Below are 16,128 nucleotides of genomic sequence, written 5' to 3' on the forward strand. Positions count from 1 at the left end.
ATAGCGCGTGCGACAAATCAAATGCTTGGTTGGTCGGGCAGTCACCAGATCGGCACCGGGGTCTTGCCCAGCGGGTAGTAGCCGGGCAGCTTCTCACCGGCCAGGCTGCGCTCGATCCGCTGCTGCATGCCCGCCGACAGCTTGCCCGCCTTCATCAGATCCAGGTACAGCGCCTGAACGTGGCCGAAGTCGAAGAAGTCGCGCTGCCACTCGATGAGCTTGTCGGCATTGAGCCGGATCCAGCTGCCGCCGATGCCGTAGATCTCCCGCTCGGTGCCGTCGTCGTCGACGACGACCTGCTTCCAGAAGCCGACGATCTCGCCCTGCGTGTCGTCGATGATCACCTTCTGATAGGGGTACTTCCAGTTCTCCAGCCCCTCCATTTCCAAACCCATTGCGATGTCCCGGATCTCGTCGATCCCGATGCACATCACGTCTTCCTTGGGCCCGATGTTCCAGCCGTAGGTGGCGTTCGGGGCGTAGAAGGCCGCCAGTGGCTTCCAGTCGCCGGCCTTCTCGCAGTCCTTGTTGGCCTGAAGCCAGGACTGCACCCATTCTTCGAGTTCCGCGCGCGAGAATGGCGGTTTTTCTGCCACGGTTATTCTCCTGTTTCCTTGATGGATAACGCCCTTGTGGGACAGGCGATTACGGCCTGGTCGATTTCCCGGCGGGCTTCCGCGGGCGGCTCGGCGTCCAGGATCTCGACCTTCCCGCGCTTGGGCACCCGGAAATAGTCGGGCGCTTCCAGCTCGCACATCGCGTGTCCCTGGCACAGATCCAGGTCGACCTCGACGCGATACCCCATCCTCAGCCTCCCGTCTTGTCCCGACGGCGGTAGCGCACCTTGGCCGGCCGGGCCAGCTGCACCACCATCTTCGAATGGTCGTTGCGGTAGCTCTCGGGGGGCTGCGCCATCTCGAACTCGTACTCGCGCAGCAACACCGAGAAGATGGCCTTGATCTGCATCTGGGCGAACGCGGCACCCACGCAGCGGTGCCGGCCGGCGCCGAAGGGGATCCAGGTCCAACGGTTGACCAGGTCCTCTTGCCGGGGCTCGTCGTAGCGCTCCGGCACGAATTCGTCGGGACCGGGGAAGTCCTCGGGGATCCGGTTCGAGATCGCCGGGGACGCCGCGACGAAATCACCCTTGTGAATCGGGTAGCCCTCGACCTCGAACTCGCCCTGGGCGACCCGCATCAGGATGATCAGCGGGGGATGCAGCCGCAGCGTCTCCTTGAGAACATTCTCCAGCTTCGGAATCTGGCGCAGCGCATGGAAACTCACTTCTTGGCCGTCGCCATAGAGCTCGTCGAGCTCCGTGACGACGTCGGCGTAGGACTGCGGGTGGCGCATCAGCTCGATCAGCGTCCACGCCGAGGTGCCCGAACTCGTGTGGTGACCGGCGAACATCAGCGAGATGAACATGCCGGTCACCTCGTCGGCGGAGAACCGCGGGTTGCCCTGCTCGTCCTTGATCGACACGAGGACGTCGAGCATGTCGCGGTCGCCTTTGTCGGCGGGCGGGTTGGCGACGCGCTGGTTCATGATGTCCTGCACCAACGCCACCAAACCGATTCGGGCCTCGTCGCGGATCCGGAAGCTTTCGATCGGCAGGTTCGGGTCGACGTAGCACAGCGGGTCGGTGCCGCGCTCGAGCTGGTGATAGAAGTTGGCGAATCGCGAGTCGAGCTGATTGCGGAACTTCGTCCCGATCAGGCACGCGGTCGAGGTATAGATGGTCAGCTCGGCGAAGAACTCCAGCAGGTCGATTTCGCCTTCGTCGCCCCAGTTCTCGATCATCCGGCGCACTTCGCGCTCGATGGTGACGGCGTGGCTCTTCATGTGGTCGCCGCGCAGCGCGGAGTTGTGCAGCATCTCCTTGCGACGCTCCGGGCTGGCGTCGAAGACGACGCCCTTGCCGAAGATCGGCGTCATGAACGGGTATGCCTCGGCCTGGTCGAGATCCTCGTCGGCGGACCGGAAGAAGAATTCGTTGGCCTGCGCGCCGGACAGCAGGATCACGTGCTTGTCGGCCAGCTGGAACCAGCCGACGTCCCCGCATTCGTCGCGGACGCGCCGCATCAGCCCGATCGGGTCGGTGCGGAACTCCTCGAGGTGGCCGTGCTCTTCCTCGCCGCCCGAAACGCGCGGGACTTCTTTGAGTTGGCTCGTCACGATTCCTCCGGATATTTCAGTTGCTGACGTTCCTTGGGCGCGTTGGACAGCGGCGCCTCGGGTTGCACTTCCATCGAGACGACGAACCCGCCGCGCGGCGTCTCGGCGACGAACGTGATGGCCCGGGCGAGGTCGGACGCCCGCAGGAAGTAGTCGTGCCGGGCCTGACCCCACTTCGCCCAGTCCTCGAGCGCGGGACCGATCAGCTCGGCGGGCAGGCTCCAGCCCATTCCGGTCTTGGTGGGGCCGGGGTGCACGATCGAGGCGCGGACCCCCGTCCCTTCGAGTTCCATCTGCAGATTGGTGACCATCGCGATGAGGCCGGCCTTGGCCGCCCCGTAGGCGCCCATGTGCGGGCGCTGGCGCAACGCGACGTCGGACCCGACGAAGATCAGGTCGCCGCGCCGGTGCTCGACCATGCCCGGGAGCACGGCGGTGGCCAGCCGGTTGGCGCCGATCAGATGAATCTGGATCTGCGACTCGAAGGCCTCGGTGTCGATCTCGTGCAGGCGCCCGAAGTAGGTGTCACCGGCGCCGGCCACCAGCACCTCGATCTCGCCCAGTTGCTCGGTGGCGCGGTGCACGAATCCCTTGACGGAGTCGGGATCGGTGACGTCGAGCGGCAGCGCGATCGCCTCACCGCCGCCCGCGCGGATCTGCTCGACGATCCCCTCGCACTTCTCGACGCGCCGCGCACCCAGCGCGACCGGAAAGCCGTGCGCGGCGAGCTCCACCGCGGTGGCCGCCCCGATGCCCGACGATGCGCCGGCGACGAGCGCCGGCCTGCGCTGGGGATGTGGTTCGAAGCGGGGCATTCAGGCGACCTCCACGCGCATCGGCAGGTGGGCGAATCCGCGGACATTGCTGGAGTGGACGCGGACGGCGTTGGCCTCGTCGACCTCATATCCGCGGATTCGCTTGAACAATTCGGTCAGGGCCACGCGGGCTTCCATGCGGGCCAGGTGCGCGCCCAGGCAGAAGTGCGCGCCGCTGCCGAAACTCAATAATTTGGGCCCGATCTCGCGCCCGATCAGGTAGTCGTCGGGGTTCACGAACGCACGCTCGTCGCGGTGGGCCGAACCCGGCAGCAGCAGCAGGATGTCGCCCACCGGGACGGTGGTGTCGTAGAGGGTGAGCTCTCCGGACACGGTGCGGGCCAGGATCTGGCTCGACGTGTCATAGCGCAGGGTCTCCTCGACCCACAGCGGCACCAGCGACAGGTCGGCGTAGACCGGTACCAGCTGGTCGGGATTCTTGTTTCCCCAATAGGCGGCATTGGCGAGGAGTTTGGTGGTGGTCTCGTTGCCGGCGATCACCATCAGGAACAAGAAGCCGAGGACCTCGTCGTCGGTGAGCCGGTCGCCGTCGATCTCAGCGGCCAGCAGCGCCGAGGTCAGGTCCTCGGTCGGCTTCTTGCGGCGCTGCGCGATCATTTCCTGGTAGTAGACGATGAGGTTTATCGACGCCTCGATCGCCGAGGCCGGCACGTCGGTGACGCCGTCCTCGCGGTGCATCACCCCGTCCGCCATGGCGCGCAGGCGATCACGGTCGGATTGCGGCACGCCCATGAGTTCGGAGATGACGTCCATCGGTAGCTTGCCGGCGAATTCGGCGACGTAGTCGACGCTGAGCATGCCGCCGGAGGACGCCTTGTCCAGCATGACGTCGAGGTGCTGCAACGCGATCTCGGTGACGCGAGGCTCGAGCTCACGAATCCGCCTGGGCGTGAACCCCTTTGACACCAGGGTGCGCAGCCGCAGGTGGTCCGGGTCGTCCATCGCCAGAAACGACATGGTCTTCGACGCGTGCGGCCCGCGCGACACCGGATCCAGCGACACCCCGTCGCGGTTGGACAGCGTCGTGCTGTTGCGGAAGCCCTGGTGCACGTCGTGATGCCGCGACACGGCCCAGAAGTTGAGTTCCTCGTTGCGATACAGCGGCGCCTCGTCGCGCAACCGCCGGTAATACGGGTAGGGGTCCTCGTGGAAGTCGTAATCGTAGGGATCGAGGACCAGTTCGTGGTCGCCAATGCGCACGGTCATGGTGTTTCGGTCTCCTCGTCCGCGCGCGTCAGGATGAGCCGCACCACATAGGCCAGCCGGTCGGCGGTTTGGTGATAGGTGAACTCGCCGCTGCCGGCCTGAACCAGGGCGCCGAAGAACGCCATCTCCAGCGCCGACACCGCATTGTGATCGGCGGTGGGTCCCATGGCCGAGGCGATGCGGCGGTGGATCTCCACGCCGATCCGGTCGCGCACCGCACGGACCGCGGGGTCGCCGCCACCACTGAGCAACGCCGCCGTGCAGGCCGCCCCCACCTCGGGCTCGTCGGCGACCACCAGGGCCAGGTGCCGCAGCGTCCGCTCCACCCGGCTGGACATGGGGTCGTTGACGTCGGTGAAGTACGGGACGCGCCGCACCAGGTCCAGGTAGACCTCGGCGATCAGGTGATTCTTCGACGAAAAATAGGTGTAGGCCGTGGCCGGGGCGACCTTCGCGCGGGCGGCGACCGCGCGCACGGTCAGGTCGCCGTACCCCTTCTCGCGCAGCGTTTCCACTCCGGCCGCAAGCACCTTGCGGAAGGTTTCCTCCTGGCGGCGGTTGCGGGGCGTCCCACCCGGTTGCTGCTCGGGTTGGGAAGCCGTCGCCACGAGGGCATCGCTGGACACATGTCCAAACTAACGACCGGTTGGACTCCAGGCAAGACCGTTTGGGAAACAACCTGTTCATCGGGCATAGTTTTGCGCGGTCGGGACTGACCCTTGCACGCTCGAGGCCGCGAGGGCTATGGTGCCAACGGGCAATAGTCGGACAACTGTCCACTCGGTTGTGCCCATTCTTCTCAAAGGCGGGAGCGACACATGGCCCAGAGGACCCTGTTGGCCGACGGCGTGAGTGCACTGTTCATCGACGGCAAGTTCTCGACCGGTAGCGCGGGCACCTTCCCGACGATCAATCCGGCCACCGAGGAGGTGCTCGGGGTCGCGGCCGACGGCGGCGCCGACGACATGGAGCGTGCCATCGACGCGGCGCGGCGGGCCTTCGACGACACGGAGTGGTCGCGCGACACCGAACTGCGGGTCCGATGCGTGCGGCAGTTGCGCGACGCGATGCAACAGCACCTCGAAGAACTCCGCGAGATCACCATCGCCGAAGTCGGTGCGCCCCGGATGCTCACCAGCATCGCCCAGCTCGAGGTCCCGGTGAACGACCTGGCCTTTGCGGCGGATACCGCCGAATCATACGAGTACCGCCAGGATCTCGGTGAAGCGTCGCCGATGGGGATCCGTACCCGGCGCACCATTGCCCGTGAGGCCGTCGGTGTCGTGGGTGCCATCACCCCGTGGAATTTCCCGCATCAGATCAATCTCGCCAAGATCGGGCCCGCCCTGGCCGCCGGCAACACCGTGGTCCTGAAGCCCGCGCCGGACACCCCCTGGTGCGCCGCCGTGCTGGGCGAACTCATTGCCGAGCACACCGACTTCCCGCCCGGTGTCATCAACATCGTCACGTCCAGCGACCACGGCGTGGGTGCGCTGCTGGCCAAAGACCCTCGGGTGGATATGGTTTCGTTCACCGGGTCGACGGCCACCGGCCGCAGCGTGATGGCCGACGGCGCCGCGACCATCAAGAAGGTGTTCCTCGAACTGGGCGGCAAGTCGGCGTTCATCGTCCTCGACGACGCCGACCTGGGCGGTGCGGTGGGCGTGGCGGGATTCTCGGTGTGCATGCACGCCGGGCAAGGGTGCGCGATCACGACCCGGCTGGTGGTGCCGCGCGCGCGGTACGACGAAGCGGTTTCGATCGCGGCGGCAACGATGGCCGGCATCAAGGCCGGCGATCCGCAAGATCCCGGAACCATCTGCGGGCCGGTCATTTCGGCGCGCCAACGGGACCGCATTGAGGGCTATCTCGACTCCGCCATCAGCGAGGGCGGGACGTTCGCCTGCGGCGGCGGCCGGCCGGCGGACCGTGAGAAGGGCTTCTTCATCGAGCCGACGGTGATCGCGGGCCTTGGCAACGACGCCCGCTGCGCACGTGAGGAGATATTCGGCCCCGTCTTGACGGTGATCCCGCACGACGGCGACGACGACGCCGTGCGCATTGCCAACGACTCGCCATACGGTCTGTCGGGCACCGTGTTCGGGGCCGACCCGGATAGGGCGGCCGGCGTCGCCGCGCGGGTGCGCGCGGGCACGATCAATGTGAATGGCGGCGTGTGGTACTCGGCCGACGCGCCCTTCGGGGGATACAAGCAGTCCGGGAACGGTCGCGAGATGGGTCTGGCCGGTTTCGAGGAGTACTTGGAAATCAAAACCATTGCCACAGCGGTGAACTAAAGGAGCTTCGAAGCATGCGGTTCGAAAACAAGGTCGCGATCGTCACGGGATCCGGTGGCGGCATCGGGCAGGCTTACGCCGAGGCGCTGGCCCGCGAGGGCGCCGCGGTGGTGGTGGCCGACATCAAGGGCGAGGCGGCCGAGAGCGTGGCCAAGCAGATCGCCGCCGAAGGCGGAACGGCCATCAGCATTGCGGTCGACGTGTCCGACCCGGCGTCGGCCAAGTCGATGGCCGACCGCACGCTCGCCGAGTTCGGCGGTATCGACTACCTGGTCAACAACGCCGCCATCTTCGGCGGCATGAAGCTCGACTTCCTGCTGACGGTGGACCCCGAGTACTACAAGAAGTTCATGAGCGTGAACCTCGACGGCGCGCTCTGGTGCACGCGGGCGGTGTACAAGAAGATGGCCAAGCGCGGCGGCGGCGCGATCGTCAACCAGTCGTCCACCGCCGCCTGGCTGTACGCCAACTTCTACGGCCTGGCCAAGGTCGGCATCAACGGCCTCACCCAACAGCTTTCGCGTGAGCTGGGCGGCCAGAACATCCGCATCAACGCGATCGCGCCGGGGCCCATCGACACCGAGGCCAACCGGACCACCACCCCCCAGGAGATAGTCCAGGACATCGTCAAGGGACTCCCGTTGTCGCGCATGGGGACCCCCGAGGATCTCGTCGGGATGTGCCTGTTTCTGCTTTCCGACGAGGCGTCGTGGATCACGGGCCAGATCTTCAATGTCGACGGCGGACAGATCATCCGGTCATGACGACCGAGCCGAAGCTGGGCTACATCGGGCTCGGCAACCAGGGTGCGCCGATGGCCAAGCGCTACCTCGACTGGCCGGGTGGCCTCGTCGTGTACGACATACGCGCCGAGGCGATGACGCCGTTCGTCGACGCGGGTGCCACCGCGGCGGCGAGCGTCGCCGAGGTCGCCCAGGCCGACGTCATCAGCGTCACCGTGCTGAACGACCCTCAGGTGCGCGAGGTCGTGGGCCAGCTGGCCGAACATGCCAAGCCGGGCACCATCATCGCGATCCACTCCACGATCAGTGACGCCACCGCCGTCGAACTGGCGGCCGCGCTCAGGCCGCGGGACATCCACGTCGTCGACGCACCGGTCAGTGGCGGCGCGGCGGTGGCCGCCAAGGGCGAGCTCGCCACCATGCTGGGGGCCGAGCGCGCGGTCTACGAGCGGATCAAGCCGGTGTTCAAGCAGTGGGCGTCGTTGATCATCCACGCCGGCGAGCCCGGGGCGGGAACGCGAATGAAGCTGGCGCGCAACATGTTGACGTTCACTTACTACGCCGCGGCGTGCGAGGCCATGAGGCTGGCCGAGGCGGCCGGGCTGGACCTGCAGGCGCTCGGCCGGGTGGTGCGGCACACCGAGGCGTCGACGGGCGCCGGCAACATCATGATCCGTGACAACATGGGCCCCCTGGAGCCGGATCACTTTCTCTACCAACCATTCCTGCACGCCCGGGGCCTCGCCGAGAAGGACCTGGCGCTGGCGCTGGGACTGGGGGAATCGACGGGCGTCGAACTGCCGCTCGCCAAGCTGGCATTGCAGAACCTCGCCGACGGACTTGGCGTTCCGCACACACAGGGAGAGACGTAATGGACGAGCTGCGCCGCAAGGGCCTCGAGAAGATGAACGAGGTCTACGGCTGGGAGATGCCGAACGTCGAGGGTGACTCGTACTTCGATCTCACCGTCGACCACCTGTTCGGGACCATCTGGACGCGGCCCGGACTGTCGATGCGCGACAAGCGCATCATGACGCTGACGGCAGTGACCGCCATCGGCAGTCGCGACCTGGCCGAAATCCAGATCAACGCCGCGCTGCTCAACGGCGAACTGACCGAGGACGAGCTCAAGGAGATGGCGGTCTTCCTGACGCACTACCTCGGGTTCCCGCTGGGTTCGGCGTTCAACGGCGCGGTCAGCACGGTGGTGGCGAAGCGCAAGAAGGCCGCGGCCAAGGGTGGCGGGGAGGATAAGAAGGCCAACGTGGACGCCGCGTTGAAGATGCACGGGGGCAAGGCGAGCGAGTGAGGGCTGTGTCCGCCCGACACGCCCGCTAGAGTGACGTGTCGTGCGCGTCCTGGTGATCGGCTCCGGAGCCCGTGAGCATGCGCTGCTGCTGGCGCTTCGCAAAGACCCGAAGGTCACGGGCCTGGCCATCGCCCCGGGCAACGCCGGCACCGCCCGGCTGGCCGACCAGCACGACGTGGACGTTGCCTCGGCCGAGGACGTCGTCGCGCTGGCGCGTGAGGTGCGTGCGGACCTGGTGGTGATCGGTCCGGAGGTACCGCTGGTGCTCGGCGTCGCCGACGCGGTGCGCGCGGCCGGCATCGCCTGCTTCGGACCCAGCAGGGACGCGGCCCGCATCGAGGGCTCAAAGGCGTTCGCCAAAGAGGTCATGGCGGCGGCGGGTGTACGCACCGCGACGAGTGAGACGGTCGACACGCCAGCGGTTTTGGATGCGGCCCTGGACAGGTTCGGGCCGCCTGCCGGCGACCCCGCTTGGGTCGTGAAGGACGACCGGCTCGCAGCCGGCAAGGGCGTGGTGGTGACGTCGGACCGAGATGTCGCGCGCTCCCACGCCGCCGGACTGCTGGAGTCCGGCCACCCCGTACTGCTCGAGTCGTACCTCGACGGCCCGGAGGTGTCGCTGTTCTGCGTCGTCGACGGCCCCACCGTGGTGCCACTGTTGCCGGCCCAGGACTTCAAACGGGTCGGCGACGGTGACGCCGGGCCCAACACCGGCGGCATGGGCGCCTACGCGCCGCTGCCGTGGCTGCCAGGTGACGTCTACTCCGAAATGGTCGATCACATCGTCAAACCCGTTGCCGCCGAACTGGTCCGGCGCGGCTGCCCATTCACCGGATTGCTCTACGCAGGCCTCGCGATCACCGCCAAGGGTCCGGCGGTGGTCGAATTCAACTGCCGCTTCGGTGATCCCGAGACGCAGGCCGTGCTGGCGCTGCTGGAATCACCTCTCGGGCAGTTGCTCTACGCCGCGGCCACCGGCACCCTGGCCGACTTCGGCGAGCCCCGCTGGCGCGACGGCGCCGCCGTCACCGTGGTGCTGGCCGCCGAGAACTATCCCGGGCGTCCCCGGGTCGGGGACGTGATCGCCGGCGCGGAAGCCGAGGGGGTGCTGCACGCCGGGACCGCGCGGCGCGCGGACGGCGAGATCGTCTCATCCGGCGGCCGGGTGCTGTCGGTGGTCGGCACGGGCGACGACCTCACCGCGGCACGTGCCGCCGCCTACGGCGTCCTGCGTTCGATCCGGTTGCCCGGCAGTCATTTCCGACGCGATATCGCCCTGGCCGCGGCCGAGGGCAGGATCCACCTGTAGGCCGGCGGTGACGGCTGGCGCCTTACGGGTATTGACTCCCGTGCCGGATGCGGGCAGACTCGATTAATAAACCAACCGTTGGTTTAATTATCAAGGCGGGGCACATTGGCTCGTACCGTGAATGTCACCGAGCACGCCGCGCGACGTGAGGCGATACTGGATGCCGCTCAACGGCTGGTCCTGTCGAAGGGCTACGAGCGCTTCACCGTGCAGGACCTTCTCGATGAGCTGCAGATCTCCAAGGGTGCCTTCTACCACTACTTCGATTCCAAGCCGGCAGTCATCGAGTCCCTCACCCAGCGGCTCGTCGGCGAATCGGCACGAGCGCTCGCCCCGATCGCCAACAACCCCAATCTGGCTGCCGATGAAAAGTTGAAGCGCTTTTTCGACGAGATCATTCGCTGGAAGTCTGCGCGCCAGGGCCTGTTCGTGGCGATGCTTCCGGTCTGGTACGGGCCCGATAACACTGTCCTGCGCGTACGGGTCCAATCGGCTGTGGCACAGTGCCTCGCCCCGCAAGTAGCGATGATCGTGCGACAGGGTGTCGACGAGCGGCGGTTCGCCACCGCGTTTCCAGACCAAGCCGGTGCAATCGTTGTCACCCTGGTTCAGGCGTTGCAGGACACGGTTGCCCAACAACTGATAGCGGTGGCGCTCGGTTCACCGGAAGCGCCACCGACGGACGCGATCGTGGCCGCCCACGGCGCGCACATCGAAGCGATTGAGCGCTATCTCGGTGTCCCGCCCGGTGCGTTGTACCGTGCCGATGCCAAGGCCGTGAACAGCTGGATCGATGCGCTTCGGCGAGCCGACCCAACGTCGAAGGGAGCTGCGCGATGAAGGTCGATTTCGCCAAGAAAACCGTGGGGGGGTTCAATTTCGAGTTCGTCCGCGGATTGTCATTGCAGGCAGCGGGCGCCGCCGAATACGGCGAGTGCATGGAAACCATGCTCAGAGTCAAGAACAACGATTTCAACAGCTGGGTCACCGAATGGGCCGCCACAGCCGACCGGGTCGCGGCCTTCGCTGATCGCGAAGAGCGGTTGGGCAACCGCGTAGGTGCCCGGGACGCCTTTCAGCGCGCCAGCAACTACTACCGGATGGCGGTGTTCTATGCCGCCCACACCGACATCCGGCACACCCAGTTCTGGCAGCGCAGCAGGGATTGCTTTCACCGGGCGATCGCTTTGATGGACACTCCGCTGGAAAGCCTGAATATCGCTTTTGAAGGCGCCCGGCTACCAGCGTATTTCGCTTCTGGCGGGGGAGGTCGGCGTCCTACGCTGATCGCGCTCGGTGGCTTTGATTCGACCATGGAAGAGCTCTACTACTGGATCGGTGCCGCCGCTCGTGGTCATGGCTGGAACTGCTTGATGTTCGAGGGGCCCGGGCAGTGGGGAGCCCTGAAGACGAACCCGGGTCTGACCTTTCGGCCCGACTATGAAAAGCCGGTGGGGGCGGTGGTGGATTACCTCTGCACGCGCTCCGATGTCGATCCCGACCAGCTGGCCATCATCGGGTACTCGATGGGTGGCTACCTGGCCACGCGAGGTGCGCTCGACCAACGGATCGGTGCCTGTATTCCCAACTCGCTGGTCGTGGACTGCGGTGCGGCCGCCCGGGCTGGAATGAAGGGACTGCTCAAAAGTGCCGGCTTCACGGACGCGGCACTGAAGCTGATCATGAAGGTCAACGCCCCCGTCCGCTGGGGATTTCAACACTCGGAATGGACTTTGGGTGTGCGCAACGCCCACGAATGGGTACAGGTTTACCAGCCCTACAGCGTCAAGGATCTCGCGGATCGCTACCGGAAGCCGATGTTGTTTCTGTTCAGCGAGGACGACATTCACGACGCGGCCGCGCCTTCGGCCGACATCATCGTCGACATGCTCGACTTCATGCTCGCCCTGAAGTGCGACCGTTGCATCCACCTGTTCACGCGGGCTGAGGGCGCGTCGAGCCACTGCCAAATGGGTGGGTTGAGCTACGCGCAGGCCGTGATTTTCGACTGGCTGAACCACGTTTTCTGCGCCGGTCCGGCGCCGGAACTCGCGCGCTCAGCCACACGCGACCTTTTCGTCGACCTGTTCGGCAAATACGGCAAGTCTCTGGGGGAATCCAAAGCGAAAGAGCTGCTCAACGTGGCCCGGCTGCTATAAATCGTCGGCACTCATTGCGGTACAGGTCATTTGGTGCAAGAGCAACCTAGAAACCCGCGGCCTGCCCGTCGCGTCGCGGGTCGCTCACGGCCAGATACCCGTCGTCGAGACGCCAGATCGCCTGGCAGCTACCGAATTCGTTGTAGTCGTCGACTGAGACGAGGTCATGACCGCGCCGGACGAGCTCGTCGAGTGTTGTTCGTGAGAAAGATCTTTCGCAGGTGACCTCGGTGCCCTGCACCCATCGGAAACGCGGACCGTCGCAGGCGGCCTGCGGATTCTGTCCGTGGTCGGCGATGCGCACCATCACCTGGACGTGGCCCTGGGGCTGCATGGTGCCACCCATCACCCCGAAGCTCATCACCGGTGCGCCGTCCTTGGTGACGAAGCCCGGGATGATCGTGTGGTAGGGGCGCTTGTTCGGCCCGACGCGGTTGGGATGACGCTCGTCGGCGGAGAAGTGCACTCCCCGGTTCTGCAGGGCGATCCCGGTACCCGGAACGACCACCCCGGAACCGAATCCCATGTAGTTGGACTGAATCATCGACACCATCATCCCGTCGGCGTCGGCGGCCGTCAGGTAGACGGTTCCCCCGCTCGGGGCGCCGGCCGACGCCGGCTGTGCCCGCTTGGGGTCGATCAGCGCCGCGCGCTGCGCCAGGTATCCCTTGTCCAACAGGCGTTCCGGACGCAGCGTCATGTGGTCGATGTCGGTGACGTAGGCCTGTGCATCGGCGAAGGCGAGCTTCACCGCCTCGATCTGCAGATGAACGCTGTCGGCGGAATCGGCGGGCAGCGCCGCCATGTCGAAGTGCTCCAGGATCCCCAACGCGATCAGCGCGACGATTCCCTGACCGTTGGGCGGCAGTTCGTGCACCGTGTATCCGCGGTAGCCGGTGCTGATCGTCTCCACCCAGTCAGCCCGGTGCGCGGCGAGGTCGCCGGCGCGCATCGCCCCGCCGTTGGCCGACGAGTGCGCCTCGAGCGCGGCGGCCAGTTCCCCGCGGTAGAACTCCTCGCCGTTGCTCGACGCGATCTTCTCCAGGGTGGCGCCGTGGTGCGGAAGCCGAACCAGCTCACCGGGTTTGGGCGCCCGGCCCTCGGGCATGAACGCCTCGGCGAACCCGGGCTGGCCGGCGAACAGCGGAGCCTGCGCCGCCCACTGCTGGGCGACGGTCGGCGAGACGAGAAAGCCGTCGCGGCCATAGGAGACGGCGGGCACGAACAGCCTCGCGAACGGCAGCTTGCCGAACCGCGCATGCAGCTCGGTCCACGCGGACACCGCGCCCGGCACGGTCACCGAGTTCCAGCCGAGTGCGGGAACGGCGTTGTGGCCGAAGAACTCCGGCGTCCACGCCGCGGGCGAACGTCCCGACGCGTTCAACCCGTGCAGGCGTGCGCCGTCCCACACGATCGCGAAGGCGTCGGAGCCGATCCCGTTCGACACCGGTTCCACCACGGTGAGCGTGACCGCGGTGGCGATGGCGGCGTCCACGGCGTTGCCGCCCTCGGCGAGCATCCGTAGTCCGGCCTGGGCGGCCAGCGGTTGGGACGTGCACACCACGTTTTCGGCCAGGACCGGCTTTCGCGGCCAGGCGTAGGGGAATTCCCAACCGAAACGTTTCGTCACCCCCGCGAGCGTAACGCCGCCGCGTGGCGACGCCGCACGCTACGCCGTCAGCAGCGGCGCCATCCAGGTCAGCTCGGCCGGCAGCTGAGAGCTCCAGAACTCGCCGTTGTGACCGCCCGGCGAGAAGCCGCCGGCCGGCGGGTTGGGCAACTGGGCGATGAATTGCTTGGTCGCGCCGTAGAACGGGTCACTGTCGCCGCAGTCCACCCGGATCGGGATCGATGCCAGCGCGGGCATTCCGAACACCGAGTTCGCCGCGAAGTCGTCCGGGCCGTCGAATGCGCCGGGCGCGGCGGCGCCGGAGGACAGCCACAGCGCGGGGCTCACCGCACAGATCGCGGCGGTGCGCGGCGCGCCCAGCCGCCCACCGAGCAGCAGTGCGCCGTAGCCGCCCATCGACCACCCCAGGAACGCCACCCGTGAGGTGTCCAGACCTTGGCCGGGCAGCATCGGGATGAGCTCGTCGAGCACCATGGCGCCGCTGTCCTCCCCGGACGCCCTCTTGTGCCAGTAGCTTCCGCCGCCGTCCACGGCGACCACCGCGAACGGCGGCAGCCCGGCATTGACGGCCTGGGCGAGCCCCTGCTCGACCCCGCCCGCCATCACCGTCGACGCGTCGCTGCCCTTGCCATGCAGCGCAATTACCGGTCGCAGGGCCTTGGTCTGACCCGGCGGACGCGCGATCGCCCAGTTCGTACTGACGCCGCCGCGCGCCGCCGACACGAACGATCCCGTCACCATGGTCGGCGCCGGCTGCGTCGGGGCCGGCGGTTCCAGCGGCGGTGGGGGCGGCGCCAACGGCGCCCGCGTGGCGGCGCGAGAGACCGGCCCGGCAACCGGCGTGGCGTGAGATGTGCGGGCGTGAAAGGCGATGTCGAGGCCGTATGCGCCGGCGGCGCCCAGGGCGGCGCCGGCGCCGAGACGAAGCAGCGTGCGTCGGCTCATGTCGGGCATGCGGGCCATCATGCCATGTCGGTTTGGCGGGCCGTTTGGCCAAAATGGCAAAGGAGTACCACTTTTCTGGCACGATGGTCACTCGTGACTGCAGCGGTTACTCCGAAAGGAGAACGTCGACGGTATGCGCTCGTGAGCGCTGCCGCCGAGCTGCTTGCCGAGGGCGGGTTCGAGGCGGTGCGGCACCGGGCGGTCGCTCGTCGGGCCGGTTTGCCGTTGGCGTCCACCACGTATTACTTTTCGTCGCTCGACGACTTGATCGCGCGCGCCGTCGAACACGTCGGGATGATCGAAATCGCGCAGCTGCGGGCGCGGGTCACGGCGTTGTCGCGGCGGCGGCGCGGACCGGAAACCACCGCCGAGGTGCTGGTGGACCTGCTCGTGGGCGACGTGTCGGGCCCCGGACTCGCCGAGCAGCTGATCTCGCGGTACGAACGGCACATCGCCTGCACCCGATTGAGCACCCTGCGGGAGACCATGCGGCGCAGCCTGCGCCAGCGCGCCGAGGCCGTCGCGGAGGCCATCGAACGATCCGGACGGTCCGTGCGCATCGAGTTGGTGTGCACCCTGATCTGCGCCGTCGACGGTTCGGTGGTTTCGGCCCTCGTCGAGGGCAGGGATCCTCGGGACGCCGCGCTGGCGACGCTGGTCGATCTGGTCGACGTGCTCGCGCCCATCGACCCGCGGCCCGTACAGATCTAAGGGCGGCGCGTCGGCAGCGACGGCGTCACGATGCACCCGGTGGCGGGGTCGCCGTAGATCGTCACGCCCTCCGGGCGGCGTTGCGCGTAGAGCGCCACGTAGGCGCAGACCACGGCGTCGACGGGGTCTTCGGCTCTTCGCAGGTCGCTCTTGCGCTGCGCGGCGCCGACCCGCCGGCGCAGGTCAACCCAGCCCTCGTAGTGCGCGACGTGCAGGGGCACCGTCGCGGTGGCCAGCCTTTCGATGCCGTCCATCAGCAGCAGGAGTTGAGACCTGAGCTGATCGACGCCGCGACCCGGCTTGGCCTTGTATTTCAGGGTTCGTTCCAGCCGGAACAGCACCACGGTCGCGGAATGCGGATAGACCTCGAGGGCGCGGCGCCCGGCCGCCGACCGCGGGTCCAGGTCCAGACCCAGCGCGCCGGCCAGCCGCGCGGCGCGGGGGCCCCGCCTCGAACCGGCGGAAGTCGCGGTTGAGCGCCGCCTCCGCCGGGCGCTGCCCGGTGGGATTGGTCACCACCAGGGGCGCGTCGAAAGCGACCACGCAGTCACCCCGCACGAAGGGCGCCAGCGCGGCCAGCACTTCGGCGTCGTCGCGCACGGCGCCGAGATGCACCAGATGGGCGTCGGCGTCGACGACGGCCACTCCGGTGGGGTTCCGCCCGGCCCACGCGAGATCGACGCCGGCGAAGTACATGCGCACAGGGTATGGCCGGCCCGATGGCGCCACACCAGTCACAGTGGTCCCTGGCGAAAGTGATCTCCGATGTGCCCGCCTCATAGCGACAGTTGAATGGGTGGGCAGCCCT

At 67.3% G+C, this 16,128-nt stretch carries 16 protein-coding genes and 1 pseudogene; 8 read left to right on the top strand and 9 right to left on the bottom strand.

Going from position 1 to position 16,128, the window contains the following annotated elements:
* Positions 1 to 41 precede the first annotated feature (41 nt).
* The 6 genes from BN971_RS12755 to BN971_RS12780 are packed head-to-tail and all read right to left on the bottom strand — an operon-like array spanning position 42 to position 4,843.
* A complete protein-coding gene (locus BN971_RS12755; RefSeq protein WP_085182656.1) occupies positions 42 to 596 on the bottom strand; it encodes a nuclear transport factor 2-like protein in 555 nt (184 codons plus the stop codon).
* Positions 597 to 598: 2 nt separating this feature from the next.
* On the bottom strand, positions 599 to 805 hold the full coding sequence (locus BN971_RS12760; RefSeq protein ID WP_085182655.1) for a ferredoxin: 207 nt from the start codon (positions 803 to 805) through the stop codon (positions 599 to 601).
* A 2-nt stretch (positions 806 to 807) separates the two neighbouring features.
* Entirely contained in the window at positions 808 to 2,175 is a 1,368-nt protein-coding gene (locus BN971_RS12765; RefSeq protein ID WP_085182654.1) for a cytochrome P450, read from the bottom strand.
* Positions 2,172 to 2,990, bottom strand: coding sequence for an SDR family oxidoreductase (locus BN971_RS12770; protein WP_085182653.1), 819 nt, complete (start codon positions 2,988 to 2,990; stop codon positions 2,172 to 2,174). The genes BN971_RS12765 and BN971_RS12770 overlap by 4 nt, the downstream gene beginning before the upstream one ends.
* Complete coding sequence (locus tag BN971_RS12775) at positions 2,991 to 4,217, bottom strand: cytochrome P450 (protein WP_085182652.1); 1,227 nt, start codon at positions 4,215 to 4,217, stop codon at positions 2,991 to 2,993.
* The gene (locus tag BN971_RS12780) at positions 4,214 to 4,843 is read right to left on the bottom strand and encodes a TetR/AcrR family transcriptional regulator (RefSeq protein WP_085182651.1); all 630 of its coding nucleotides are present in this window, start codon (positions 4,841 to 4,843) and stop codon (positions 4,214 to 4,216) included. The genes BN971_RS12775 and BN971_RS12780 overlap by 4 nt, the downstream gene beginning before the upstream one ends.
* Positions 4,844 to 5,035: 192 nt before the next feature.
* On the opposite strand from BN971_RS12780, the gene BN971_RS12785 reads away from it, so the two are divergent.
* The 7 genes from BN971_RS12785 to BN971_RS12815 all read left to right on the top strand — a co-directional run bounded on the left by BN971_RS12785 (position 5,036) and on the right by BN971_RS12815 (position 12,034).
* Positions 5,036 to 6,514: an aldehyde dehydrogenase gene (locus tag BN971_RS12785; protein WP_085182650.1), complete on the top strand. Its 1,479-nt coding sequence runs from the start codon at positions 5,036 to 5,038 to the stop codon at positions 6,512 to 6,514.
* A 14-nt stretch (positions 6,515 to 6,528) separates the two neighbouring features.
* On the top strand, positions 6,529 to 7,278 hold the full coding sequence (locus tag BN971_RS12790) for an SDR family oxidoreductase (RefSeq protein ID WP_085182649.1): 750 nt from the start codon (positions 6,529 to 6,531) through the stop codon (positions 7,276 to 7,278).
* The gene (locus BN971_RS12795; protein WP_085182648.1) at positions 7,275 to 8,129 is read left to right on the top strand and encodes an NAD(P)-dependent oxidoreductase; all 855 of its coding nucleotides are present in this window, start codon (positions 7,275 to 7,277) and stop codon (positions 8,127 to 8,129) included. The genes BN971_RS12790 and BN971_RS12795 overlap by 4 nt, the downstream gene beginning before the upstream one ends.
* Positions 8,129 to 8,566, top strand: coding sequence for a carboxymuconolactone decarboxylase family protein (locus BN971_RS12800; protein WP_085182647.1), 438 nt, complete (start codon positions 8,129 to 8,131; stop codon positions 8,564 to 8,566). The genes BN971_RS12795 and BN971_RS12800 overlap by 1 nt, the downstream gene beginning before the upstream one ends.
* A 40-nt stretch (positions 8,567 to 8,606) precedes the next feature.
* Positions 8,607 to 9,875 (top strand): phosphoribosylamine--glycine ligase, encoded by a 1,269-nt coding sequence (gene purD / locus BN971_RS12805; RefSeq protein ID WP_085182646.1) that lies wholly within the window; start codon positions 8,607 to 8,609, stop codon positions 9,873 to 9,875.
* Positions 9,876 to 9,992: 117 nt separating this feature from the next.
* Entirely contained in the window at positions 9,993 to 10,715 is a 723-nt protein-coding gene (locus BN971_RS12810; protein ID WP_169718647.1) for a TetR/AcrR family transcriptional regulator, read from the top strand.
* Positions 10,712 to 12,034: an alpha/beta hydrolase family protein gene (locus BN971_RS12815; protein WP_085182644.1), complete on the top strand. Its 1,323-nt coding sequence runs from the start codon at positions 10,712 to 10,714 to the stop codon at positions 12,032 to 12,034. Before BN971_RS12810 ends, BN971_RS12815 begins: the two co-directional genes overlap by 4 nt.
* Before the next feature lie 46 nt (positions 12,035 to 12,080).
* Here the strand turns inward: BN971_RS12815 and BN971_RS12820 are convergent, their stop codons facing one another.
* Both BN971_RS12820 and BN971_RS12825 read right to left on the bottom strand, forming a co-directional pair.
* Positions 12,081 to 13,664 carry a gamma-glutamyltransferase family protein gene (locus tag BN971_RS12820; RefSeq protein ID WP_085182643.1) on the bottom strand — a complete coding sequence of 528 codons (1,584 nt, stop codon included), beginning with the start codon at positions 13,662 to 13,664 and terminating at the stop codon, positions 12,081 to 12,083.
* 39 nt (positions 13,665 to 13,703) lie between these two features.
* Positions 13,704 to 14,630, bottom strand: a complete 927-nt coding sequence (locus tag BN971_RS12825) for an alpha/beta hydrolase (RefSeq protein WP_085182642.1) — start codon at positions 14,628 to 14,630, stop codon at positions 13,704 to 13,706.
* A gap of 72 nt (positions 14,631 to 14,702) precedes the next feature.
* Between BN971_RS12825 and BN971_RS12830 the strand changes: the two genes are divergently transcribed.
* Positions 14,703 to 15,320 carry a TetR/AcrR family transcriptional regulator gene (locus BN971_RS12830; protein ID WP_085182641.1) on the top strand — a complete coding sequence of 206 codons (618 nt, stop codon included), beginning with the start codon at positions 14,703 to 14,705 and terminating at the stop codon, positions 15,318 to 15,320.
* Here the strand turns inward: BN971_RS12830 and BN971_RS12835 are convergent.
* Positions 15,317 to 16,016, bottom strand: a pseudogene (locus BN971_RS12835) (DUF429 domain-containing protein). The gene BN971_RS12830 and the pseudogene BN971_RS12835 overlap by 4 nt on opposite strands.
* Positions 16,017 to 16,128: the final 112 nt, after the last annotated feature.

This window comes from Mycobacterium bohemicum DSM 44277 (assembly GCF_001053185.1).
GTDB classification, from domain to species: domain Bacteria; phylum Actinomycetota; class Actinomycetes; order Mycobacteriales; family Mycobacteriaceae; genus Mycobacterium; species Mycobacterium bohemicum.